The organism is Cryobacterium arcticum, assembly GCF_001679725.1.
In the GTDB taxonomy this organism is placed as follows: domain Bacteria; phylum Actinomycetota; class Actinomycetes; order Actinomycetales; family Microbacteriaceae; genus Cryobacterium; species Cryobacterium arcticum_A.
This window is the reverse complement of record NZ_CP016282.1, coordinates 3,522,390-3,546,285: the sequence shown is the minus strand read 5'-3', so window position 1 is coordinate 3,546,285 and position 23,896 is coordinate 3,522,390. Positions and strand designations below refer to the sequence as shown.

The window sequence follows — 23,896 nt, the reverse complement described above, 5'->3', positions numbered from 1 at the left end:
GAGCTTGTCGAGACCTCGTGACCCGCTTCGCATCCGCAACCGCGCGAGCCCTCACCCGCGACGCTCACCGCGCCCCCTCTCGGCGCCCGCGCCCGCTATAACCGGCGCGCCCAGCCGTACGAGGCGCAGCGAAGCCTGAGCGGCGGTCAGGTACCGAGGTATCTGTGCAGGAACGCGGCCACTTCGGCCCGCATGCCGGCATCGAGAATGCCGATGGAGTGCAGGCTCCCGGGAACGGTGACGAGCTGGTTGGCGATCCCGAGGGCATCGAGGTCGGCAGCGAAGCCGGTGGACTGGCTCAGCGGGATGAACTCCTCGGTGCTGCTGCCGATGAACACCGGCGGGTCCGTGCGGTCCAACGATCTGACGGCCGAGGCGTCCCTCGCGGCGGGGCAATCCAGCAGCGACGCGCAGTCGAGGTAGTCGAGCACGATCCGCTCGAGGCCCGACGAGCCACCGGACACGACAATGCCCTCGTAGCTGAGGTCGACGGGCCCGGAGAGCTCGGCGACGGCCGCGACCCGAGCCCCTTCGGTGAGCGACCCACGGCCCCGGGCGCCGAGCAGCGCCGCGAGATTGCCGCCGGCCGAGCCGCCGAAGGCCCCGATCCGGTCGGGGTCCACGCCGTAACTGCCGGCGTTCGCGCGCATCCACTCGACAGCCCGGCCCAGGTCGTCGATGGCCGCGGGGAAGGAGACCGCGGGCACGAGGCGATAGTTGACGGAGAAGCCCACGAAGCCTTCGGCTGCGAGCCATTCGCACACATTGCGCCAGTCGCTGTTGGCCTTGTCGCCGCGGGCCCAACTGCCGCCGTGGATCGACAGCACAGCCGGCAGCAGGGCCGGTTCGGCGGGAGCCTCCGTCGACGCGCTCGGATCGGTGCCCGCCGAGACCTCGGAGCCGGCATCCGCCGTCCCCGTAGCTGCATCCGCGCCGGCGTCCGTGGCAGCATCCGCGTTCGCGGCGTCCCCATCCCCGGTGGCCGTAGGCGCATCGCTGGCCGTCACCGGATCGACGGCTGCTGGCGGTGAGCAGACATCGAGGGTGAGCTGGGTGCCGTCCGGTTCGGTGGCATAGACCACGTCCTCGTCGATCACGGCGTCGCCGGGGGCCACGAAGGTGCGGATGCCCACGACGGCCGTGGTGTCGACCTCGCTGGCCGTGCCGCCGGCCTGTGCGGGCGCCACCGGGCGCAGGTTCCAGTGGAATCCGCCGAGCAACGCCGCCGCCACGACGGCCATCCCGCCCACGAGCGCGACGGAGAGAATGATGAAGCGTCGGGAGCCTAGTCCGATGGTGCGGCGACCGGTGCTCACGGATGCTCCTGAATGCGCTGGGTGCGGGTACTCCCGAGAATAGATCGGTCCGCGCGGCCCTGCTAATCGGCCCGCGTGCCCGCCCCGGCCCGGGCGCGTCGCGGGCTGCCGGGGCAGGTCCCCGCGGGTGTGCTCAGGCCGGAGCGGGCGCGTCCCGCACGATGCCCGGGCTCAGGGCCGCCAGCATCCTCGTGAGGTCCAGAGCGGCCGCACTGGCCGCCACCACGGCGTCGGCGCCCAGCTCCCGGTGGTCGTGCACGGCCTGTGTCACGGCGGCCACCGCCTCTTCTGCCGTGTGCAGGGTGTCGAGGCTCGTGGAGCCGGTGTCCCATTCGATCACCACAGCGGCCGTCGCCCGCACGGCCGCGCTCAACGGCGGGCGCAGCGCGGCCGGCAGGTCCACCGGCACCGGCGTTCCCCAGGCGGCTCCGGCCAGCACGTCGGTGAGGTCACGCACATAGAAGGTCACGTTCTCGAGCGCCGCCAGGTCGTCGTGGTCGGTGCTGAGGTCATGCGGCCGGATGCGCGCCCTCGGGTTGATCCGCCGGCTCTCGTCGGCCTCGGCCAGCGCGTGGCGTACCGCCTTCGTCGTGCTCGCCAGGGTCTGCCCCTGCGTGGACCACTCACCCTCCTCGGGCGGCCAGTTCGCGTCGAGCGCATCCGCCAGCGACTCGAGGTGCCGCCCGAGCGCGCCCCGCAGCCGGGACAGTTCCTTCACCGCGGCGGTCACCCGCAACGGCGGCGCCACCAGCAGGTTGACCGCCAATCCGACCACGATGCCCAAGCTCATCTGCGACACGTAGCCGATCGAGTAGCCATCCGCGTTCGGTCCGCCCACGATCAGCACGAAGAGCCCTGCGATCGGCACATAGTCCCGGCCGGCGCCGAGCTGCCGGATGCCGCCGAAGAGGATCCCGATGCCCACCACGAGGGAGACGGTGATCACGCTGGGTTCGCTGAAGATGATCACCGCGGCCGCGAGCGCGATGCCGATCACAAGCCCGGCCAGAGTTTGCGCGGCGTTCTTGATCGACCCCATCAGGGTGGGGAAGCTGGCCACGATCACACCGAGCGGGGCGTAATAGGGGTAGTCGTTGGCGACGCCCGGCATGTACGGGGCCAGCTTCCAGGCGATCGCCACCGCCACCGCGGTCTTCGCGGCCTGAAGGAGTCGAGGCTGCCAGACCGCCGTCTTGACACGGGAGCCCGTCGCGCGCAGGGGCAGATCGGAAGAGAGCATTTCTCGATTGTGCCCGATCGAGCCCTCCGCACCGAATCGCGCCGACGGTCGAGACCGTGCGACGGGCAAAGTCATCCGTGACTTTTGGGACTCGATCAGGTAACGTAGACAAGTCGGCTCTTGACACCGCGTGTTTCATTGTGTGCGCGGATGGGTTTGTAAGTCAGGATGGGCCGGTTTCCCAGTAATCCGCTGGTGAAAAATCACTGTATGTGAACGGCCCCGGCCATAGACTGCCCGGGTTCTCAGGTTGCGTCGCTGTGCGGCGTTGTTCTGCCATGTACTCAACACAACCCAGGAATACTTCTATGCCTACTAGCAAGAAGCCGGCCGTCGGCCGCGCAGCCAAGAACTACGACCCGAGCTACTCCAAGGGCGGCCCCAAGGGCGCACCCAAGGGTGGCAGCAAGAGCCCCGGACACCGCGGATACCGCGCTGACGAGGGCGCCCCCAAGAAGCAGCGCTGGAACGCCGACGAGCGCGCCGCGCGCTCCGGTGAGCGCTCCTCCTCCGACCGTCCCGCCTACGGCGACCGTCCGGCCTACGGCAACCGCACCGAGCGTCCGGCCGCCGGCCGCTCCGAGCGTCCCGCCTACAACGACCGCGCCCCGCGCACGGATCGTCCTGCTTACAACAACGACCGTAACAACGACCGTCCCGCCCGTGGCGGCGACCGTCCCTCCTACGGTGACCGTGCCCCGCGCACCGATCGTCCGGCCTACAACAACGACCGCAACGACCGTGGCGGCGACCGTCCCTCCTACGGCGACCGCGGCCAGCGCAGCGAGCGTCCGTCCTACGGTGACCGTGCCCCGCGCACCGATCGCCCGTCGTACAACAACGACCGTCCGTCCTACGGCGACCGTGCCCCGCGCACCGACCGTCCCGCGTACAACAACGACCGTCCCGCCCGCGGCGGCGACCGTCACTCCTACCGTGACCGTGCCCCGCGCACCGACCGTCCGGCCTACAACAGCGACCGTGGCGGCGACCGTCCCTCCTACGGCGACCGCGGCCAGCGCAGCGAGCGTCCGTCATACGGTGACCGTGCCCCGCGCACCGACCGTCCGGCGTACAACAACGACCGTCCCGCCCGCACCGAGCGTCCGTCCTACGGCGACCGCCCGGCCCGCACCGACCGTCCGGCCCGTGGCGAGCGTCCCGCGTACAGCAACGACCGCGCGGCCCGCAACGACCGCTCGAACGACGGCGGCCACTCCAGCAACTTCTACCCCGACCGCGACTCCAAGCCCAAGTTCGCCGCCGGCGACGACGTGGTCCTCGAGCGCCTCGAGGCCATCGCCACGACCGCAGCGGATGTTGTCGGCGTGACATTCGGCGACCTCGGCCTCGGTGGCAACATCGTGCGCGAGCTCGCCCTGCTCGGCGCCCCGAGCCCGTTCCCGATCCAGGCCGCGACCATCCCCGATGTGCTCGCCGGCCGCGACGTGCTCGGCCGTGGCAAGACCGGCTCCGGCAAGACCATCGCGTTCGCCGCCCCCATGATCGAGAAGCTCATGGAGAACAACGGCGCCAAGGACCGCAAGATGGCCCGCAAGCCCCGCGCGCTCATCCTGGCCCCCACCCGCGAGCTGGCCCTGCAGATCGACCGCACCGTGCAGCCCATCGCACGCAGCGTCGGCCTCTTCACCACCCAGATCTACGGCGGCGTTCCGCAGTACCGCCAGGTTAGCGCCCTCCAGCGCGGCGTGGACATCATCATCGGCACCGCCGGCCGCATCGAGGACCTCGTCGAGCAGGGTCGTCTCGACCTGTCCGAGGTTGTCATCACGGTTCTCGACGAGGCCGACTACATGTGCGACCTCGGCTTCCTCGAGCCGGTTCAGCGCATCCTGCGTCTGACCAAGAAGAACAGCCAGCGTCTGCTGTTCTCGGCCACCCTCGACAAGGGTGTCGCCTCGCTGGTCAAGGAGTTCCTGACCAACCCGGCCGTGCACGAGGTCGCCGGTGAAGACCAGGCCTCCAGCACGATCGACCACAAGGTCCTCCTCATCGAGCACCGCGACAAGGCCTCCATCATCGGCCAGCTCGTCGACCGCCAGGGCAAGACGCTCATCTTCAGCCGCACCCGTGCGTACGCTGAGCAGCTCGCCGACCAGCTCGAAGACGCCGGCGTCAAGGCCACCAGCCTGCACGGCGACCTGAACCAGGCCCGCCGTACCCGCAACCTGCAGATGCTCACCAGCGGCCGGGTCAACGTCCTGGTCGCCACGGACGTCGCCGCCCGCGGCATCCACGTGGACGACATCGACCTGGTCATCCAGGCCGACATGCCCGACGAGTACAAGACCTACCTGCACCGCGCCGGCCGCACCGGCCGCGCCGGTAAGTCCGGTACCGTCGTCACGCTGATCCCCAAGCAGCGTCGTCGTCGCATGGAAGACCTGCTCGACCGGGCCGAGATCGACTCCAGCTTTACCACGGCCACGCCGGGTGACGCGTCGATCACCGCTCTGGCGAACCTGTAACACCGCCGCACACGACAGCAGGGCACCCTCCGTTTCGGGGGGTGCCCTGCTGCTGGTTAACCGGCGTGTCGCGCCCACGGGGCGGGTCCGGCCGCCAATATCCTTCACGTGTCGCCGACCGGGATACGGTACGGTTTTCTGGTTCGGGTGCGTCCTCACAATTCGGGTTTGTGACAGCGCACACGACTCATGGATATCTGTGGGGCATCATCTGACGCTCCACAGATATCCATCTGCCGTTCAGTGCTCAGCTGCGGCTCAGCGGATGCTGTCGATCGCGTCGAGCACCCGGGCTGAGAACTCCGCAGACAACGGGGCCGATCCCGCACTCTCCGCGGCAGCGTTCTGGCCCTCCGGGCTGGCGACATAGCCCAGGTATGCGGACACGAGCTCGGCCTGGTCGGCGTCGGGGTATTCCTCGCACGCGATGAGATAGCTCACCAACACCAGCGGGTAGACCCCGGCTGCCGTCGACGTGCGATCCACGTCCACCACGAGGTCATTGGGATTGTCCCTGGCCACCAGTGGCGACTCGTCGATGATCGCGGCGGCGGCCTCCGTGGAGTAGTCGACGAAGTCGTTGCCCACCTTGAGGGCGGCCACCGACAGGTCGCCCACGCGCGACGCATCCGCGTACCCGATGGTGTTGCGCCCGTTGGCGACCGCGCTCACCACGCCCGAGTTGCCCTGCGCGCCCTCGCCCGGGTACGGGAAGGCGTCGGCGGGCTCGTTCGTCCACACATCCGGCACGTTCTGGTACAGGTAGTCGGCGAAGTTCTTCGTGGTGCCGGAGTCGTCCGAGCGGTGCACCGCGGAGATCGGCTCGTCGGGCAGCCCGGCGTCGGGGTTCAGGGCCACGAGGGCCGGGTCGTTCCACCGGGTGATGGCGCCGGAGTAGATGCTCGCAATGGTCTGCGGGTCCAGGCGCAGCGAGTCCACCCCGTCGACGTTGTAGACCAGCACCAGCGGGGACACGTAGACGGGCAGATCGATGGCGGCGGAACCCGGCGCACAGGCCCCGAAGGAGCCGGCCAGTTCGTCGTCGCTGAGCGCGGAGTCGGACCCGGCGAAGTTGACGCCGCCGCCGATGAACTGCTCGCGGCCGGCCCCGGACCCGGTGGGGTCGTAGTTGATGGTGACGCTGCCGTTGGCGCGCTGGAACTGGGAGATCCAGACGTCTTCGGCCGATGCCTGTGCGCTCGATCCGGCGCCGTCGAGGGTGCCGGCCAGGTCGCTCGGTTCGTCGCCGGCCTCATTGGCGGCGCAGCCCGATAGGAACAGGACGGTCGCTGCGACTCCCGCGCCGAGGAAGGTTGCCGGGTGCCGTTTCGTTGCCATCACGGTTCCCATTCTGCCTGACCGCACCGGGACGTACCCCGTGAGGCACCTGGATGCCGTGTCCCTGATAGATTCGATGCACGTTCGTAGAGGGAGAATCATGACCACACGCTGGGCGCGCTTCGCCCGTGGGTGGATCGTCGCGGGTTTCTCCACGTTCGTCGCCGCACTGTCGCACACCCTGGGCGGCGGCGCCGTTCCGGGGCTGCTGGCGGTCGTGGTCTCCCTGGCTTTCGCCGGCATCGTCTCGATCGCACTGTCCGGCCGCACCCTCTCCACCTGGCGTCTCGCCCTCGCGGTCCTGGTCAGCCAGGTGATCTTCCACGGCCTGTTCTCCTTCGGCGGCGCAGGCGGGCAGCTGGCCGTCGCGGATGCCCCGGCCGGCCACGCGCACGCCGCGGGCCAGGCTGTCACGCTGATGCCGGGGGAGGCCGCTGCCATGTCCGCGGCCGGCCACGGCCTCATGATGCCGATCGCGCACGTGCTTGCCGCTGTCGTCACCGTGGTGGCGCTCCGGTTCGGTGAGCGTGCCTTCTGGGGTCTGTTCACCACCCTGAAGGTGGCCTTCGGAGTTCTCGTGCGTGTCGTCGCGCTCACGCCGGTGCCCGGCATCCCGCGCGCCATTGTGGCCGTGTCTGCCGTGCTGCCGCCGCGCGACCAACTCGTTCTGCTCAGTCCCATGCGGCATCGTGGGCCGCCGCTGCGCCTCGTCGCCTGAGGTCTGCCTCAGGCCTTCCGACGTTGTGCCCCCATTTTGTCGACCCTGCCTGCCCGCCGTTCCGAGCGGTCCGCAGCCGGGGCGACCAGCCACGATCCCAAGGACTACCCATGAAGCTCTCCACGCCCGTCTTCGCCGCCACCACGCTCCTCGGTGCCGGCCTGCTCGCCCTGTCTGCCCCGCTGGCCGCCAGCGCCCACGTCGAGGTTGAACCGTCCTCGACCGCCGCCGGCTCCTACAGCCTGCTCACCTTCTCCGTCGGCCACGGCTGCGACGGCTCCGCCACCACCGGCATCACCATCGACATCCCCGACACCATCACGAGTGTCACCCCCACGGTCAACCCCGGCTGGACCGCGGCCAAGGTGGCCGTCGACCTCGCCACCCCACTCGAGGACGGCGAGGGCGACACCATCACCACGCGGGTCGGCCAGGTCACCTACACGGCCGACGCGCCTCTGGCCGACGGTTACCGCACCACCTTCGCCCTGAGTCTGCAGATCCCGGCCGACGCCGTCGGCAAGACCCTGTCGTTCCCTGTGTTGCAGACCTGTGAGGTCGGCTCCACCAGCTGGAGCGACGCCGCGGTGGAGGGCGAGGCCGAGCCGGCGCATCCGGCCCCGGCCCTCGTCGTGACCGAGGCCACGGCCGAGGCCGGCCACGGCCACGGTGGTACCGAAGCGTCGGCGGATGACGCCGACGCGAGCACCCCGGTCGCCTCCGATGATGTGCTGGCCCGTCTGCTGGGCATCGGCGGACTCGTCGTGGGCGCCGTCGGACTTGTCGTGGCCGTCGCCTCCCGTCGCAAGAACGCGGCGTAGGACTGCCCGTGGCTCGCAGTCCTCTCCCCGAACGCCGTGGAACACTCGCGACCGGTGTCCGTCGCCGCCCCTCGGCCATTCGCGTGCTCGGCCGTGCGGCGCTGACCGCTCTGGTCGTCGTGGGCGCGACGCTGGGGGCCTCCGCGGCCCCCGCTTTCGCGCACAACTCGGTGGTGAATATCTCACCCGCACCCGGGTCCGTCGTCACCGAGCAGCCCGGTGCGATCAAGATCACCACCAACGACAACCTGCTCGACCTCTCGGGCGAGGGGTCGGGCAGCGCCATGCAGGTGAGCGGGCCGACGGATGCGCCGCTCTACTACGGCGACGGCTGCGCCTCGGTCTTCGGGCCGACGCTCGAGGCCGAGGTGCAGCTCGGCCAGCCGGGGGAGTACACGGTGGTGTGGCAGACGGTGTCCACGGATGGGCACTCCATCTCCGACACCTTCACCTTCACCTGGCAGCCCGACGCCAGCCAGGTGCTCGGCGAGGGCTCGGCCACCGCTCCCACCTGTGCCACGAGTGGGACAGGCACTGGGGTTGCCGACACCGATGCGGCGACGTCTGACGCCGTCGAGGACAGTGCCGGCTCGGCCGTGCAGGGCAGCGACCTGCTCTGGATCGGGGGAGCCCTCGTGGCGATCCTGATCGCGATCGGCGTCACGCTCCTCCTCCTGCGCCGCCGCCCCACCCCCTAGTCCCGCCGACGTCACCAATCCCGCCACGGCGACCCCTGCGTCGGTCGAGCCTGTCGAGACCTCGCACCCGGTCTCGCTGACGCACCCAACACGTCGGTCGAGCCTGTCGAGACCTCGCACTCCGTCCTGCCAACGCACCCAACACGTCGGTCGAGCCTGTCGAGACCTCGCACTCCGTCCTGCCAACGCACCCAATACGTCGGTCGAGCCTGTCGAGACCGCGTGACCTGTTTCGCGGTCGCGACGATCTCGTCGGTCGAGCCTGTCGAGACCCCGCGACCAGTCCCGCTGACCTGACCAGGACCATCGGTCGGTCTAGTCGGGCACCACCACTCTCTCCACCACCCCGAAGGACCTCTCATGACCACCATCCCCACCACCGAAGACACCCCGCCGCCCACCCCGGACCAGCCAGTCACTCCACCCAGCAGGCAGCCCTGGTTCGGCGCGTTCCTCCTGCGCCTGCACTTCTACGCCGGCATCCTGGTCGGCCCGTTCATTCTCGTCGCCGCCCTCAGCGGGGCCCTCTACGCCGCCACCCCACAACTCGAGCAGGCCGTCTACGCGCACGAGCTGCACGCGCCGGTCTCCGACACGACCCTGCCGTTGGCCGACCAGATCGAAGCCGCCCAGGCCGTCGTCGGTGACGAGGGTGCCCTCGTGGCCGTGCGCCCAGCGCCCAACGACGGCGACACCACCCGGGTCATGTTCACCGCCGAGGGCCTCGGCGAGAGCGAGTCCCGGGCCATCTTCGTCGACCCCGCCACCGCAGAGGTCCGGGGCGACCTCACCGCCTACGGCACCAGCGGTGTGCTGCCGCTGCGCACTTGGATCGACCAGTTCCACCGCAACCTGCACCTGGGCGACTTCGGTCGCCTCTACAGCGAGCTCGCCGCGAGCTGGCTCGGCGTCGTGGTCCTCGCCGGCGGCGCCATGTGGGTCATCCGCATCCGCCGGGTTCGTGCCAAGAAGGACCTGCTGCGGCCCAACAACAAGGCCAGGGGATACCGCCGCTTGTTCAGCTGGCATGCCTCCACCGGCATCTGGCTTCTGGTCGGCGCCCTGTTCCTCTCGGCGACGGGCATCACCTGGTCGCAGTACGCGGGCCAAAACGTCTCCGACCTGCGGGCCGCGTTCAACCTCGGGACACCCTCGATCTCCACCGACCTCGGGCAGCCCGTGCCCGCGGTGGCCGATGAGCACGCCGGGCACGGCACCGCCACGGCATCCACGGCGGTCATCGCCCCGGCCACCTTCGACGCGGTTCTCGCCGTGGCGCAGACCGTCAACGTGAACACCGGGCTCGTCGAGATCCGTCCGCCGTCCGCCGCCGGCCAGGCCTGGGTGGTGCAGGAGATCCAGCGCAGCTTCCCCACCGAGGTGGACTCCGTCGCCGTCGACGGCAGCACCCTCCAGGTCACCGACCGGGTCGACTTCGCCGACTTCAACCTGGCCGCCAAGCTCACCCGCTGGGGCATCGACACCCACATGGGCACCATGTTCGGCCTGGCCAACCAACTCGTGCTCCTGGCCACGGCCCTCGGCCTGGCCGCGATGGTGAGCTGGGGGTACCTGATGTGGTGGAAGCGTCGCCCCACCCGCGGCGGGGCGAAGATGGGCCGCCCGGCCCCGGCCGGCGCGCTCGCCCGCGCCCCCTGGTGGGGTGTGCTGGCGGTGACCGCGGGCGCCCTCGTGGTCGGCCTGTTCTTCCCGCTGGTGGGCATCAGCCTGCTGGTCTTCATCGTGGTCGACGCGCTGCTGAGCCTCCGCGCTCCGCGGAGCACCCCGAGCTGACACCACCACCACCACCACCGGGCGGCCGCTCACAGATCGTGAGGGGCCGCCCGGCGGCGTCGGCGGGCGCGGGTAGAGTTGGCGGGTGAGTTGGAACGCCGAGATACCGTGGGATCCTGACGAGTTCGAGCCACCGGACGACTTCGATGCCCCACCGCCCCCAGACCCCTACGGTCAGGGCGGCTCCGCCGTGCCCGCCGCCCGGCAGGGCGCATCCGCCCCGGCCGGAGCCGGCCCGGTCGACTTCGGCGACTACGCCCCGCCCGCCGGCGGCGCCACGCTGCTCGCCCCGCCGCCGCCCAAGCGCGCGACCGCCAAGTTCGCGACCGCCGCCGAGGCCCTGCACACCGTCTTCGGCTACGACTCCTTCCGCGGCGAACAGGCCCAGATCATCGACCAGCTCATCGGCGGCGGCGACGCGGTCGTGCTCATGCCCACCGGTGGCGGCAAGAGCCTCTGCTACCAGATCCCGTCGCTCGTTCGCGAGGGCACCGGCATCGTCATCTCCCCGTTGATCGCACTCATGCAAGACCAGGTGGATGCGCTCACCCTCGTCGGCGTGCGAGCCGCGTTCCTCAATTCCAGCCAGGACGCCGCCGCCCGCAGCCAAGTCGAACGGGACTACCTCGCCGGCAACCTCGACCTGCTCTACGTCGCCCCGGAGCGGCTCAGCAACGAGGCCACCAAACGGTTCCTCGACCGCGGCACCATCGCCCTGTTCGCCATCGACGAGGCGCACTGTGTGTCCCAGTGGGGCCACGACTTCCGCCCCGACTACCTCGCGCTGTCCGAGCTGGCCGACCGGTGGCCCGACGTGCCGCGCATCGCGCTCACCGCCACGGCCACCGACGCCACCCACAAGGAACTCACCGAGCGCCTGCAGATGGGTGAGGCGCAGCACTTCGTCGCCAGCTTCGACCGGCCCAACATCCAGTACCGCATCGTGGGCAAGAACGAGCCGCGCAAGCAGCTGCTCAGCTTCATCAAGGCCGAGCACCCCACCGACGCCGGCATCGTCTACGCGCTCAGCCGCAAGACCGTCGAACAGACCGCCGAGTTCCTCCGCGCCAACGGCCTGAACGCCTACCCGTACCACGCGGGCCTCGACCAGGGCCTGCGCGCCCGCACCCAGTCCAGGTTCCTCCGCGAGGAGGGCGTCATCATCGTCGCCACCATCGCGTTCGGCATGGGCATCGACAAGCCGGATGTGCGCTTCGTCGCCCACATCGACCTGCCCAAGTCCGTCGAGGGCTACTACCAGGAGACCGGCCGGGCCGGCCGTGACGGCCTGCCGTCCACCGGATGGCTCGCCTACGGCCTGCAGGACGTCGTGCAGCAGCGACGCATGATCGACGAGTCGCCCGGTGACCTGGCGCATAGGCGCAAGATGAGCGCCCACCTGGACGCCATGCTCGCCCTCTGCGAGACCGTGCACTGCCGCCGGGTCAACCTGCTGCGCTACTTCGGCCAGGCCAGTGAGCCCTGCGGCAACTGCGACACCTGCCTCACCCCGCCGGAGGCCTGGGACGGCACCGTGCCCGCCCAGAAGCTGCTCTCCACGATCGTGCGCCTGCTGCGGGAGCGCAACCAGCGGTTCGGCGCCGGCCAGCTCATCGACATCCTGCGCGGAAAGACCACCCCGCGGACCACCCAGCACAGTCACGACCAGCTGGCCACCTGGGGCATCGGCGCTGACCTCACTGATCAGCAGTGGCGCGGCGTCGTGCGGCAGCTGCTCGCCCAGGGTCTCATCGCCACCTCCGGCGAGTACGGCACCCTGATTCTCACCGAGGCCGCCGCCGAGGTGCTCGCCGGCAACCGTGCCGTGCAGCTGCGCAGCGAACCCGACCGGCCGCTCAAGCGCACCCCGGCCGCACGCGCCGCCACTGCCAAGGCCGGACTCGCCGAGCTCAGCCCCGAGCAGGAGACCCTGTTCCAGGCCCTGCGCGCCTGGCGCAGCACCACCTCGAGGGAACAGGGCGTTCCCGCCTACGTCGTCTTCGGCGACGCCACCCTCGTGGCGGTCGCGGCGGCGAAGCCACGCACCCTGGCCGACCTCGACGGCATCACCGGCGTCGGCGCCAAGAAGCTCGACTCCTACGGCGAGGCCCTGCTCGAGGTCGTCGCCGCGAACGCCTGACCCGAACCCGGCAGCACTTCGCCGGCGGGCATCCGTCTTATCTTTGTGGCCCTTGGTGGGTCGCGGTGCCCGGCTGTTGTAGAAGAGCTACAGTCCGAGTGCGCCCGGCCGAGCCGTTCTTTGTAGCCCCATCACGCACTATTTCCGTGCGGGAACCACCCGACCTAACGTGGTCGAACACTCCCCAGCCCGCGCGAAGACGTAAGGACCAATGATGGTTGACACTGCCCAGCGCCCCACCCCCTCCCGGCCCAACGCGGTCGACACCGACACCGGCCCCGTCCGGGTCGCGGGAGACCCGGATGCCCCGCGCATCGACCTGCCCGCCCTGCAGCACACCCTGCTCGGCACCTGGGCCGACGTGCGCCTGAAGGCCCGCGAACTCACCGCCCGCCCTGACCTGCAGCGCATCGAGGGCCAGTCCATGGCCGACCACCGTCTCCGCGTGCTCGACCAGCTCAAGATCCTGGCGGACAACGGGCACGTGCACCGCGCGTTCCCCGTTGCGCTCGGCGGCTCCGACGACCACGGCGGCAACATCGCCGGCTTCGAGGAACTCGTCACCGCCGACCCGAGCCTGCAGATCAAGGCCGGCGTGCAGTGGGGCCTGTTCGGCGCCGCCGTCCTGCACCTGGGCACCACCGCGCACCACGAGAAGTGGCTGCCCGGCATCATGACGCTCGACGTGCCGGGCGTCTTCGCCATGACCGAGACCGGCCACGGGTCGGATGTCGCCGCCATCGGCACCACCGCGACCTACGACGTCGAGGCGGGCAACTTCGTGCTGCACACCCCGTTCCGCGCGGCCTGGAAGGACTACCTCGGCAACGCCGCCAACGACGGCATCGCGGCTGTGGTCTTCGCCCAGCTGATCAGCCAGGGCGTCAATCACGGGGTGCACGCGTTCTACGTGCCGCTTCGCGACGAGACGGGCGCCTTCCTGCCCGGTATCGGCGGGGAGGACGACGGCCTCAAGGGCGGCCTGAACGGCATCGACAATGGCCGTCTGCACTTCGATTCCGTGCGGGTGCCCCGTGAGAACCTGCTCAACCGGTACGGCGACGTCGCCGTCGACGGCAGCTACACCAGCCCGATCGGCAGCCCCGGCCGGCGCTTCTTCACCATGCTCGGCACGCTCGTGCAGGGCCGGGTGTCCCTGGATGGCGCCGCAACGCAGGCCTCAGCGCTCGCGCTCACCATCGCCATCCGTTACGGCAGCGAACGCCGCCAGTTCACCGCCGGCAGCGACACCGACGAAGAGGTCATCCTCGACTATCAGCGGCACCAGCGCCGGCTCATCCCGCGCCTGGCCACCGCCTACGCCCAGACCTTCGCCCACGACGAGTTCCTGGTCAAGTTCGACCAGGTCTTCAGCGGCGCGGCGGCCACGGATCTCGACCGGCAAGACCTGGAGACCCTCGCTGCGGCGCTCAAGCCGCTGTCCACCTGGAACGCGCTGGACACGCTGCAGGAGGCCCGCGAGGCCTGCGGCGGCGCCGGCTTCCTGGCCGAGAACCGGCTGGTGGGCCTCCGCGCCGACCTCGACGTCTACGCCACCTTCGAGGGCGACAACAACGTGCTCCTGCAGCTCGTGGCCAAGCGCCTGCTCACCGACTACAACCGCAAGTTCGCCGGTGCGGATGCCGGTGCTCTCGCCCGGTATGTCGTGCAACAGACCGCCGGCCGGGCGTACCACGGCTCGGGCCTGCGGCGGCTGGGCCAGTCGGTCGCCGACCTCGGCTCCACGGCCCGGAGCGTCGGGCAGTTGCGCGAGACAGGCACCCAGCGGGCCCTCCTCACCGACCGGGTGGAGACCATGATCGCCGGTATCGCCCAGTCGCTGCGGAATGCCAGCAAACTGCCCAAGAAGGAGGCGGCGGACCTCTTCAACAGCCACCAGAACGAACTGATCGAGGCCGCCCGCGCGCACGCCGAGCTGCTGCAGTGGGAGGCGTTCACCCGGGCGGTCGAGTCGACCACCCACGCGGGCACCCGGCAGGTGCTCACCTGGCTGCGCGACCTCTTCGGCCTCCGCCTCATCGAGGAACACGCGGCCTGGTACCTCATCAACGGCCGCCTCTCCGGCAAGCGCGCCCAGGCCGTGACCGCCTACATCGATCGCATCATCGCCCGGCTGCGGCCGCACGCGCTCGACCTCGTCAACGCCTTCGGCTACGCCCCCGAGCACCTGCGGGCGGCTATCGCCACCGGGGCCGAGCGTGAACGTCAGGTCGAGGCCCGGCAGTACTACCGCGATCAGCGTGCCGCCGGCACCGTCCCCGTCCCCGAGAAACCGGCCTGCCGCTCCTGACCTCAGCCGCCCCCGGACTGGGGGTGGGTCGGGCGCGCGGATGAGGCCGGACGCGGCAAAACCATCCGCTCGACGGATGCTGCGCCCAGCCGGTGCCCCTACTCTCGTGTGTGGGGGACGATGCGGCATGCATCTTTTCCCGCAGACGAAGGGAAGAGAACCGGATGATCCAGGCACAGTCCCTGACCAAACGCTACGGAAGTAAGACCGCCGTCGACTCCGTGGACTTCACGGTGCAGCCCGGCCGGGTGACGGGATTCCTCGGCCCGAACGGCGCAGGCAAGTCCACCACCATGCGCATGATCGTGGGCCTGGACCGGCCCAGCCACGGCTCGGTCACCGTGAACGGCAAGCAGTACCGCGAGCACAAGGCACCGCTCCGCGAAGTCGGCGTGCTCCTCGACGCGAAGGCGATCCACACCGGCCGCAGCGCCTACAACCACCTGCTCGCCATGGCCGCCACCCACTCCATCCCGGCCAGCCGGGTGAAGGAGGTCATCGAACTCACGGGGCTCGAATCCGTCGCCCGCAAGCGCGTCGGCGGCTTCTCCCTCGGCATGGGTCAGCGCCTCGGCATCGCCGCGGCCCTGCTCGGCGACCCCGCCACGCTGATCCTCGACGAACCGGTCAACGGGCTCGACCCCGAGGGCGTGCAGTGGGTGCGCCAGCTGGTGCGCCACCTGGCTTCGGAGGGCCGCACGATCATGCTCTCCTCGCACCTCATGAGCGAGATGGCCGTCACCGCCGACCACCTCATCGTGCTGGGACGCGGTCGAGTGATTGCGGATGCCCCCGTCGCCGACCTGATCGGCGCGGCCACCCGTAAGGCCGTCCGCGTGCGCACCCCGTACGCACCCGAACTCGCCGCGCTGTTCCCGGGCGCCGACGTCACCGTCACCCAGTCCGAGAAGGACCTACTCGAAATCGTCGGACTCACCGCCGCAGAGATCGGCAACCAGGCCGCCCGCGCCGGCATCGCCCTGCACGAGCTCACCCCCATCAGCGCGTCCCTCGAGGAGGCCTACATGGCCCTCACCAAGAACGACGTCGAATACCGCACGCACGGTTCGGCCGATGACCCCGCCGCAGAGCTCCGCACGGCCGACCTGCAGGAGAGTGCCCGATGACCAGCACCGTGACCCCCACAACCCCGTTCGCCCCCGCCTTCGTGGTCTCGGGCGCACCGCTCAGCTTCGCCGGTCTGTTGCGCTCCGAGTGGATCAAGCTCCGCACCGTGCGGTCGACCATCTGGTCCTACGCCACGGTCATCGTGATCTCGCTCGGCATGGCACTGCTGATGTCGAGCACCCTCAACCTCGAGGGAACCCAGGTGCCGGAGTCCGAACAGGGCAGCTGGATCATCCAGGTGTCCACCTTCGGCATCATCTTCGGCCAGCTGGTCGTCGGAGTGCTCGGGGTGCTCTCTATCAGTGGCGAGTACAGCACCGGCATGGTGCGGTCCAGCCTGACCGCGGTGCCCCGCCGGTTGCCCATGCTGGCCGCCAAGGCCATCGTGCTGTTCGTCTGCACCTACGTCGTGGGCTTGGTCAGCGTTGTCGGCTCGTACCTGGTGGCGTCGCCGATCCTGGCCGGCAAAGGCCTCTCGGCCAGTCTGGCCGACCCCGACCTCTTCCTTCCGCTGCTGGGTGCCGCGCTGTATCTGTCGCTGGTGGCCGTCTTCGCGTTGGGTATGGGCACGATCCTGCGCAGCAGCGCGGGCGGTATCGCCGCGACACTCGGCGTCATCCTGTTGCTGCCCACCGTGTTCCAGCTCATCCCGGCGGACTGGGCGGCCGACCTGTTGCCGTACATCCTCTCCAACGCCGGCACCGCGATCTTCGCCGGTAGCGATTCGATGGAGCCGTGGCAGAACATCCTGATCGTGCTCGGCTGGGTGGCCGTCTCGCTCGCCGGGGCGGCAGTGCTGCTCAAACGTCGGGACGCCTAAGGCGCGGCGGATGCTCGCGGCGCGCCTCGAGCAGGTGCGCCGCGAGCCTCCGACCTGCCCCGGGGCCGGGCCGTAGGCTCGAGACATGAGAGAGTTCTACCCCGAGATCGAACCGTACGACACCGGCATGCTCGACGTCGGCGACGGCCACACCCTCTACTACGAGGTCTCCGGCAACCCGGACGGCAAGCCGGCGGTGTACCTGCACGGCGGCCCGGGCGGCGCGTCCAGCCCCACCCAGCGCCGGGTGTTCGACCCGGAGAAGTACCGCATCGTGCTCTTCGACCAGCGCGGTTGCGGGCGAAGCACCCCGCACGCGAGCGAACCGGATGCTGACCTGTCGAGCAACACCACCTGGCACCTGGTCGCCGACATCGAGCGCCTGCGCGAGCACCTCGGCATCGACCGCTGGCTCGTCTGCGGCGGCTCCTGGGGCAGCTCGCTCGCGCTGGCCTACGCGGAGACGCACCCGGAGAAGGTCACCGAACTCGTGCTGCGCGGCATCTTCACGCTCCGCCCGATCGAGCTCGACTGGTTCTACGAGGGCGGCGCCGCGGCCATCTACCCCGACCTGTGGGAGGGCTTCATCGCCCCGGTGCCCGTCGCGGAGCGCGGCCGTCTTATCGAGGCCTACAGCCGCCTGCTGCACGACCCCGACCAGTCGGTGCGCGAACGCGCGAGTGTGGCCTGGTCCACCTGGGAGTCGTCCACCATCACCCTGCTGCAGCACCCCGAGACGATCGAACGGTTCACCGAACCGGCCTTCGCGGTGGCGTTCGCTCGCATCGAGAACCACTACTTCATGAACAAGGGCTGGTTCGAACCCGAACAGCTGATCCGCGACGCCGGCAAGCTCAAGGACATCCCCGGCGTCATCGTGCAGGGCCGCTACGACATGTGCACGCCGGCCTTCACGGCGTGGGCGCTGCACCAGGCCTGGCCGGAGGCCGACTTCCAGATGATTCCGGATGCCGGCCACTCGTTCGAGGAACCGGGCATCCGCGCCGCGTTGCTGGACGCCACCGACCGTTTCGCCGGGTAGCCCGCCGCAACCCGGGGGCTGGGCGGGGGCCTTGGCAGCGGAGCGGGACCGTGCCTAAATGTCAGGACCAGCGAACCGACTGGTGAGCCGACCCGAAACGGCCTCAGCGGCAGGAACCCGACATGCGCTTACCCGACTATGCCCAGATCCGACACCCCCAGCGGTGAAGCCCGCGTGCGCCGGTGGGGGGCCGGCGGCGGCGTCGTCCTACTCGTCGGCGTTGCCGTCGTGCTGTTCGCGGCGAGCCTCCAAATCGCCGGCCCCGCCGGGTCGCCACCGGCCGGCGCGACCGGGGAGACTGCCCGCCTGACCTCTGTGGAGGGCGGGCTCAGCGCGGTACCGGTGACCGCTCCGCCGGACGCTGGAACGCTCACTCCGGCCGGTTCCGAGACGCAGCCCTTGATAGAGCCCGTCGCCGTGAAGCCCCTGGCTGAGCTCCCTCCGGTGTCGCTGACTGCGCCGGTCGCGCCCGTGCCCGGGGTGGTTTTCGGTATTGAGCCACTGCAATCGGTCACCGCCAACGTGGTCCAGGATGGGGCAGCGGTCCCGGCCCTTCGCGTCAGCGTGGTCCTGAGAAACGACACTCCCGACGCGATGAACCTGCGATCAGTGCAGGTGACCTTGTCCGTGGGCGCCGAGCAACTGCCCATCTCCGGCCGACCGGATTCGGACGGTCATTCGTTTCCCGACAGCCTCCTGCCGGGCGCCGCTACCACGGCCGATTTCCTTTTCGCCGTTCCCGTCGACCAGCGCGCGGTGGTGAAGGTCTGCGTGACCTACGCTGCCGGTGTGCCGGCCGTTGCGTTCGTGGGTTCCGCGCCTCGGTAGACCGGCGTCCCGTCGTCAGCCGGGTTCGGCGGACGCGGGGACCGGCTCCGTCTCGCGTTTCACCAGGCGCACAGCGGTTGCGTACGCGGCCCGGTGCTGGGCGGCGATGAGCGGCCAGGCGCGTGCCGACAGGTCCGGCCGTCTGCCCGCACCGGGCTTCCCCGCCCGGCAGCCGGTGAGCGCGTCGCCGAGTGTCGCCGCGCTGAGGACCCCGGCATAGGTGAACACCCAGCCTGCACCGACTTCGGTCTGCAGCACTCGGGCGACCGGGGTGCCGGGCACCAGGATCGGTCGGGCCATCGACAGGGCGAGCACCGAGGCCTCCGAACCGTGCAGGTCCGGGTACGGGAGCACGACGAGTTCGGCCTGCTCGATTTCCGCGGCCAGCTCGGCGTCGCCGGGATGCCCGAGCGACACAGTGACCCGGGAATCGGCTCCGGCGGCCAGGAGGATCTCCGCGCCGACGGCCGTGGTCGTGGGGCTGCCCACCACCCGCAGGGACAAGGCCTCTCCATCCGGGCCGGCGCGGAGGTCGGTGAAGGCCTCGATCAGGTCCGCCACGCCCTTGTTCGGACGGATGAGTCCGAAGAACAGCAGCCGGCCCATCATCGCGGGCGACCCGTCGATCGAGCCGAACCACTCGCGGTAGTCACCGTGCTCGATCGTGCGCACGTGCGCGGCCGGGGGCATCGGAGTCGCCGGAGTGAGTCGGATCCACAGCGTCGTGCGTTGATCCAGGCGCGCCAGCAGCGCCCGTTCGGTCCGGCTACCCGCTCTCTGGCCATGGTCGTCGTGCACCGTACGCACCAGGGCGGTACGGCGGCGGCCGAGCCACAGCCGAAAGAGCAGCGCGCGAAACAGCAGACGCTTCACCAGGCTGCGCAACGAGGTCGAACCGTGCAGCAAGGCCGCGGGCCAGTGCACGTGGAACACGTCGTAGCGTTCCGTGAGGGCGCGTTCCCAGCTGAAGCCGAGAACGTCTGGATCCGGGCCCAGGTGCGTGCTGAGTTGGAGTAGATAGGGATTGGTGGTGCTCGGCGCGCCCGGGAACGACTGCAGGACCCGCATCACCCGATGGTCTTCTGTTCGGGAGCCGATCGCCGCTCGTCGGCGCGGCGCCCGCCCGGCCGATAGGGAGCCGGCCCGCTCAGCCGGCGCAGCGCCACAGCCGATCCCGCCGCAGTGCCGCGAACGGCGGCGGCCAGCATGGGCCCCGCGCGCCTCGCAGGACGCCGGCGGCCCTCGGCCCGGAGCACCTCCGCGGCGTAGCCCGGGCTGTGCAGGAGCCATCCAAGCAGCTGTCGGCGGGTCAGATGCTCAGCGGCGAAGGCGAGCCGGTTCCGGCAATTCGAGTAGAGCCGCACCAGATCGGCTCCGACGGCCGGCACGGAATCCGGCGCGCTCCGGAGCACCATGATGTCGTCACGCACGGCCAGGCTGCCGCCGGCGGCCACGCAGCGCCAGGACAGGTCGACGTCCTCCCAGAGGAGGAAGTAGGTTTCGTCGAAGCCGCCCAGCCAGTCCCACAGGGAGCCGTGGATCATCAGGCACGAGGCGCTGAGCCAGCCGTCCGGTGCTGAACCGGCCGCGCCGTCACGGGTCGGTGCGTGGCCGCGGCGGATGTCCACGGTGCCGCCGCCGTCGCATATCGAACCATCCTGGCGGCGAATGTTCGTGCCGAGGATGCGCTGGGGGTCGGCGACGCAGGCTGCAGCCAGAACGAGCACCCCGGCCGCGTCGATCCACACCGCAGGATCGAGCAGGAGCAGCAGGTTGCAGCCGCGCGAGCGCAGCAGCCGCGCCCCAGCGTTGGCTCCGGCGGCAAAGCCGAGATCGAGTCCGGGGGCGAGCAGGGTCCAGCCTTCGCGGGCACAGAGCCGAGTCGTCGCTTCCCGCTGGGCGATCCCGGAAAAATTGTCGACCACTACGACCAGGGCCGGCCGGACGCTCTGTCCGATTCCCACCAGGTTGCGTTCGAGCTGGTCGGGGTAGCCGTGGTTGACCACGACGATGCCCAGATCGGCCGACGGCATCATGTCGGTTGCTCGCGTTCGACGACGGATTCCGGTTCCGCCGGATATCCCCGAGGCACACGGTGGCGCGGGTGCGCGCTGCGCCCGGGGCTTGCCCCCTGGGTGCTGCGGCCGGAGACGAGACGTTGGGCGAGGTCCTCATAGCCGTCGGTGACGTGGCCCCAGTTGTACAGGGCGGCCGCACGACGCTGCAGCGCCTCACTGACCTCCTGCGTGTGGTGCGGGTTCAACTCCGCATCCTCGATCAACGCCGCGAGTGCGCGGGGGTCGTGGAAGTAGGCCCCGTAGGCGCCCAGCATCTCGCGGTTGACGGGCACGTCCCAGGCGATTGCGGCGGTGCGGGCACCCATTGCACGCAACAGCCATGGGTCGGCGCCTCCCACCGAGTGCGCGTGCAGGTAGCTCACCGCGTGGGCATACAGCTGATCGAGCTGCTCCTGGTCCCACGGCCCGCTCACCAGACGCACCCGGGGCTCCTCGGCCAACGCGGCGAGGCGGCGGGCCTGGGTCCCAGAGCCCGGGCTGCCGACGACGACCAACGGCAAGCGGGCGCTGCTCCGCCGGTAGCCGTCGAGAATCGCGTCCAGATGGTTGTCGGGCCCGAACCGGGCCACCGCCAGGTGGAACCCGTGCGGCCGCAGGCCCAACTCCGCCAGACGAGTGGCCGGCGGATCATGCAGCAGCCGGGTCCCGTAGCCGATCAGCTCGGTCGAAGCGGCAAACTCCCTGCTGTAGTAGTCCGCGACGTTCCGGGAGTCGGCAATGAGGGCGTCGGCCGATCGCACCGACGCCTGTTCGGCCCACTGGGAATACCGCCCGCGCCGCCGGGCCCGGCGGTCGCGTTCCCACTCGCCGCCGGACAGGTGCACGGTCGTCGGGATGCCGCGCCGGCGCAGCAGCGGCAGGAACGGGGCGTTCGCGTAGCCGAAGACGAAAGCGGCGTCGGGGCGCGCTCCGGTGGCGGCGTGCACGACCGAGACCGCGGTGTGGCTGAGGGACGCGGGGGCCTTCGACCGCAGCGCCGGCAGGTGCACGAGTCGCATGCCCAGGTAGGCGGTCCCCGGAGGAACCGGGCCGGTCGCGCCGCCGGGCGCCCGGCAGTACACCGTCACGGCATGGCCGCGGTCCACTAGCCGCCGCCCGATCTCCTCCACCACGGTCTCGAACCCGCCGAAAGTGGCAGGCACCCCACGGGTGCCGATCATCGCGATCCGCAGCGCCCGGGCGGTGAACCTGCTCTCGGGCTGGGAGTGATCCGGTGCCGGCATCTCAGTACGCGCCCAACGGCCGGAGCACGATCTTCACCGTGCGCCAGATGATCATGAGGTCGCCGGCGAGCGACCAGTTCTCGACGTAGTAGAGGTCCAGCCGCACGCTCTCCTCCCAGCTGAGGTTTGAGCGCCCGTTCACCTGCCACATGCCCGTCAGTCCGGGTTTGATGTACAACCGGCGGTGCATATGCGTCTCGTAGTTCTGCACCTCGGACGGCAACGGCGGGCGGGGCCCGACGACGCTCATCTGGCCTTTCACGATGTTCCACAGCTGGGGCAGCTCGTCCAGCGAATACTTGCGGATGAATCGGCCGACAGGCGTGATTCGAGGATCGCTGCGAATCTTGAAGAGGACACCCGCACCCTCGTTCTTGTCGAGAAGTCCGGCGAGGTCGTCTTCGGCCGTGCGCACCATCGACCGGAACTTGAGCATGTGGAATGGGCGCCCGTTGCGCCCAAGGCGTTCCTGCCGGAAGAGGGCGGGCCCCGGGGTGTCGACCTTCACCAGCACTGCGATGAAAGCGAGCAATGGGCTCAACAACAGCAGGGCCGCGGAGGCCAAGACAACGTCCAGCGCACGCTTGAGAATATGTTTCGCCCCGTCGTACTGGGGGATCTCGACGTGAATCAGCGGTAGGCCCTCGACCGGGCGGAAATGGATACGCGGGCCGGCCACATCTGTCAACCGGCTCGAGAGCACGAGTTCCGCGGAGGTCCTCTCCAGGTCCCAACCGAGACTGCGGATGTACTTGGTGCCGAGCTTGGGGTGCCCGGCTACGATCACAGCGTCGACTCGCATCAACCGGGCCGCAGAGGCGACGTTTCCGAAGTCCGCCACGATAGGCACGATGTGGTCACCCACCGCGACGGCACCGGTATTCGATCCATCGATTGCCGCGCCGACCACGTGGTAGGCAGCACCGGACTTCTCATCGATCTGCCGTACAACGTATTCGACCTCGTCGCTGTCGCCGACAACGATCGCCGTGGCGAGGTAGTGCCCGAACCGGCGCTGGCGGATGAGCCATTTCCGCCAGATCCAGCGCTCAAGCACCAACGCGGCGACGCCGAGCGGCAATGCCAGTACGAAGTAGGGGCGAGCGGTGTCGACCTGCAGGAGCAGGCAAACGATGGCCAGCATGCCGAACGCTAGAGCGCTGGCATTGATGACGAGTTTGTACTCGGTTGCCCCGACCCCGACGATTCGCGGGTCCCTGGTGCGAAAAGTGGCGAGGGCGACGATCCAGGCGAAGGCGACAAGGGCGGGAGTCAACCAGTATCCGCGCGGGATCTCCGCCGCGCTCGGGATCGGTGCGCCCAGCACGAAACGGGCCAGGAATGCGGTCCCGACCACGGCGATGATGACACCGGCATCCGTGAATCTCAGCCTCGTACGGTAGTGCCGCGCCCAGGCCGCACCGGAGAGGGCGACAGCCGGTTTGGTGGCGGGTTCGGCAGTTTGCGGCCGGGCCGGCAGCGCCTGGAACCTCGGAAGTGGTATGGCCGCTGTGCGGACCAGCTGCAGCGGGGTCCGGAAGCCGTTGGACACTCCGCCTGCCGAGGGCGAGCGCGGTTTGGGAGTACTCATCGGCGGCCCACCACTCCCGCCGGCGCAGGGTGGGTCGAGCATGGACTGACGCTGCCCAGGCGGGGTGGCGGCGTACTTGTGGGTCGACGAATAGGCCGACACTTCAAAGACGGATTCACGGTGTGTTCCCTGCATTTCGGGTTTACAGGTTCAAACGGGTGATGGAGCAGTTGCGGTTGTCGGGGTTGTGGTGGCGCGATGACACTGAGGGTGTGTGGCTCGCGAGATGAACTGACGGATGCTCAGCAAGCCACGACGTGACCATACCCTGCAATATGTTTTCGGCGCTGTGACCTGAACGGGGGCGGAATAACGGGTCGC

General features: G+C 69.8%; 18 protein-coding genes. 11 read left to right on the top strand and 7 right to left on the bottom strand.

Annotation, left to right across the window (positions count from 1 at the left end):
* Positions 1-146 precede the first annotated feature (146 nt).
* Together PA27867_RS16085 and PA27867_RS16080 are read right to left on the bottom strand one after the other, a co-directional pair.
* Positions 147-1,316, bottom strand: a complete 1,170-nt coding sequence (locus PA27867_RS16085; protein ID WP_066598052.1) for an alpha/beta hydrolase — start codon at positions 1,314-1,316, stop codon at positions 147-149.
* 133 nt (positions 1,317-1,449) lie between these two features.
* A complete protein-coding gene (locus tag PA27867_RS16080) occupies positions 1,450-2,556 on the bottom strand; it encodes an FUSC family protein (protein WP_084021235.1) in 1,107 nt (368 codons plus the stop codon).
* 308 nt (positions 2,557-2,864) lie between these two features.
* On the opposite strand from PA27867_RS16080, the gene PA27867_RS16075 reads away from it, so the two are divergent.
* Positions 2,865-5,045, top strand: coding sequence for a DEAD/DEAH box helicase (locus PA27867_RS16075; RefSeq protein WP_066598050.1), 2,181 nt, complete (start codon positions 2,865-2,867; stop codon positions 5,043-5,045).
* Between the two features lie 258 nt (positions 5,046-5,303).
* Here the strand turns inward: PA27867_RS16075 and pstS are convergent, their stop codons facing one another.
* Positions 5,304-6,383 (bottom strand): phosphate ABC transporter substrate-binding protein PstS, encoded by a 1,080-nt coding sequence (gene pstS / locus PA27867_RS16070; protein WP_066598048.1) that lies wholly within the window; start codon positions 6,381-6,383, stop codon positions 5,304-5,306.
* 100 nt (positions 6,384-6,483) lie between these two features.
* On the opposite strand from pstS, the gene PA27867_RS16065 reads away from it, so the two are divergent.
* The 10 genes from PA27867_RS16065 (at position 6,484) to PA27867_RS16020 (ending at position 18,683) form a co-directional block, all read left to right on the top strand.
* On the top strand, positions 6,484-7,101 hold the full coding sequence (locus PA27867_RS16065; protein ID WP_066598044.1) for a hypothetical protein: 618 nt from the start codon (positions 6,484-6,486) through the stop codon (positions 7,099-7,101).
* Positions 7,102-7,211: 110 nt separating this feature from the next.
* Complete coding sequence (locus PA27867_RS16060) at positions 7,212-7,922, top strand: YcnI family protein (protein ID WP_066598041.1); 711 nt, start codon at positions 7,212-7,214, stop codon at positions 7,920-7,922.
* An 8-nt stretch (positions 7,923-7,930) separates the two neighbouring features.
* Positions 7,931-8,620, top strand: a complete 690-nt coding sequence (locus tag PA27867_RS16055) for a copper resistance CopC family protein (protein ID WP_167550859.1) — start codon at positions 7,931-7,933, stop codon at positions 8,618-8,620.
* Positions 8,621-8,980: 360 nt separating this feature from the next.
* The gene (locus tag PA27867_RS16050; RefSeq protein WP_066598039.1) at positions 8,981-10,414 is read left to right on the top strand and encodes a PepSY-associated TM helix domain-containing protein; all 1,434 of its coding nucleotides are present in this window, start codon (positions 8,981-8,983) and stop codon (positions 10,412-10,414) included.
* Positions 10,415-10,499: 85 nt separating this feature from the next.
* Entirely contained in the window at positions 10,500-12,554 is a 2,055-nt protein-coding gene (gene recQ / locus PA27867_RS16045; protein WP_167550858.1) for a DNA helicase RecQ, read from the top strand.
* 214 nt (positions 12,555-12,768) lie between these two features.
* Positions 12,769-14,865 carry an acyl-CoA dehydrogenase gene (locus PA27867_RS16040; protein ID WP_066598037.1) on the top strand — a complete coding sequence of 699 codons (2,097 nt, stop codon included), beginning with the start codon at positions 12,769-12,771 and terminating at the stop codon, positions 14,863-14,865.
* A 164-nt stretch (positions 14,866-15,029) separates the two neighbouring features.
* Positions 15,030-15,992: an ABC transporter ATP-binding protein gene (locus PA27867_RS16035; protein WP_066598036.1), complete on the top strand. Its 963-nt coding sequence runs from the start codon at positions 15,030-15,032 to the stop codon at positions 15,990-15,992.
* Complete coding sequence (locus tag PA27867_RS16030) at positions 15,989-16,813, top strand: ABC transporter permease subunit (protein ID WP_066598034.1); 825 nt, start codon at positions 15,989-15,991, stop codon at positions 16,811-16,813. The genes PA27867_RS16035 and PA27867_RS16030 overlap by 4 nt, the downstream gene beginning before the upstream one ends.
* A gap of 85 nt (positions 16,814-16,898) precedes the next feature.
* Positions 16,899-17,855 carry a prolyl aminopeptidase gene (gene pip, locus PA27867_RS16025; protein ID WP_066598033.1) on the top strand — a complete coding sequence of 319 codons (957 nt, stop codon included), beginning with the start codon at positions 16,899-16,901 and terminating at the stop codon, positions 17,853-17,855.
* A gap of 138 nt (positions 17,856-17,993) precedes the next feature.
* Positions 17,994-18,683, top strand: coding sequence for a hypothetical protein (locus tag PA27867_RS16020; protein ID WP_066598030.1), 690 nt, complete (start codon positions 17,994-17,996; stop codon positions 18,681-18,683).
* A 15-nt stretch (positions 18,684-18,698) separates the two neighbouring features.
* Here PA27867_RS16020 and PA27867_RS16015 read toward each other — a convergent pair whose 3' ends face one another.
* From PA27867_RS16015 to PA27867_RS16000, 4 genes are read right to left on the bottom strand one after another with little or no spacing between them, the layout of a single operon-like run.
* The gene (locus PA27867_RS16015; RefSeq protein ID WP_066598028.1) at positions 18,699-19,751 is read right to left on the bottom strand and encodes a glycosyltransferase; all 1,053 of its coding nucleotides are present in this window, start codon (positions 19,749-19,751) and stop codon (positions 18,699-18,701) included.
* Complete coding sequence (locus PA27867_RS16010) at positions 19,751-20,719, bottom strand: glycosyltransferase family 2 protein (protein WP_157109264.1); 969 nt, start codon at positions 20,717-20,719, stop codon at positions 19,751-19,753. Before PA27867_RS16010 ends, PA27867_RS16015 begins: the two co-directional genes overlap by 1 nt.
* On the bottom strand, positions 20,716-21,984 hold the full coding sequence (locus PA27867_RS16005) for a glycosyltransferase (RefSeq protein WP_066598024.1): 1,269 nt from the start codon (positions 21,982-21,984) through the stop codon (positions 20,716-20,718). The genes PA27867_RS16010 and PA27867_RS16005 overlap by 4 nt, the downstream gene beginning before the upstream one ends.
* A gap of 1 nt (position 21,985) precedes the next feature.
* On the bottom strand, positions 21,986-23,575 hold the full coding sequence (locus tag PA27867_RS16000) for a sugar transferase (protein ID WP_084021233.1): 1,590 nt from the start codon (positions 23,573-23,575) through the stop codon (positions 21,986-21,988).
* Positions 23,576-23,896: the final 321 nt, after the last annotated feature.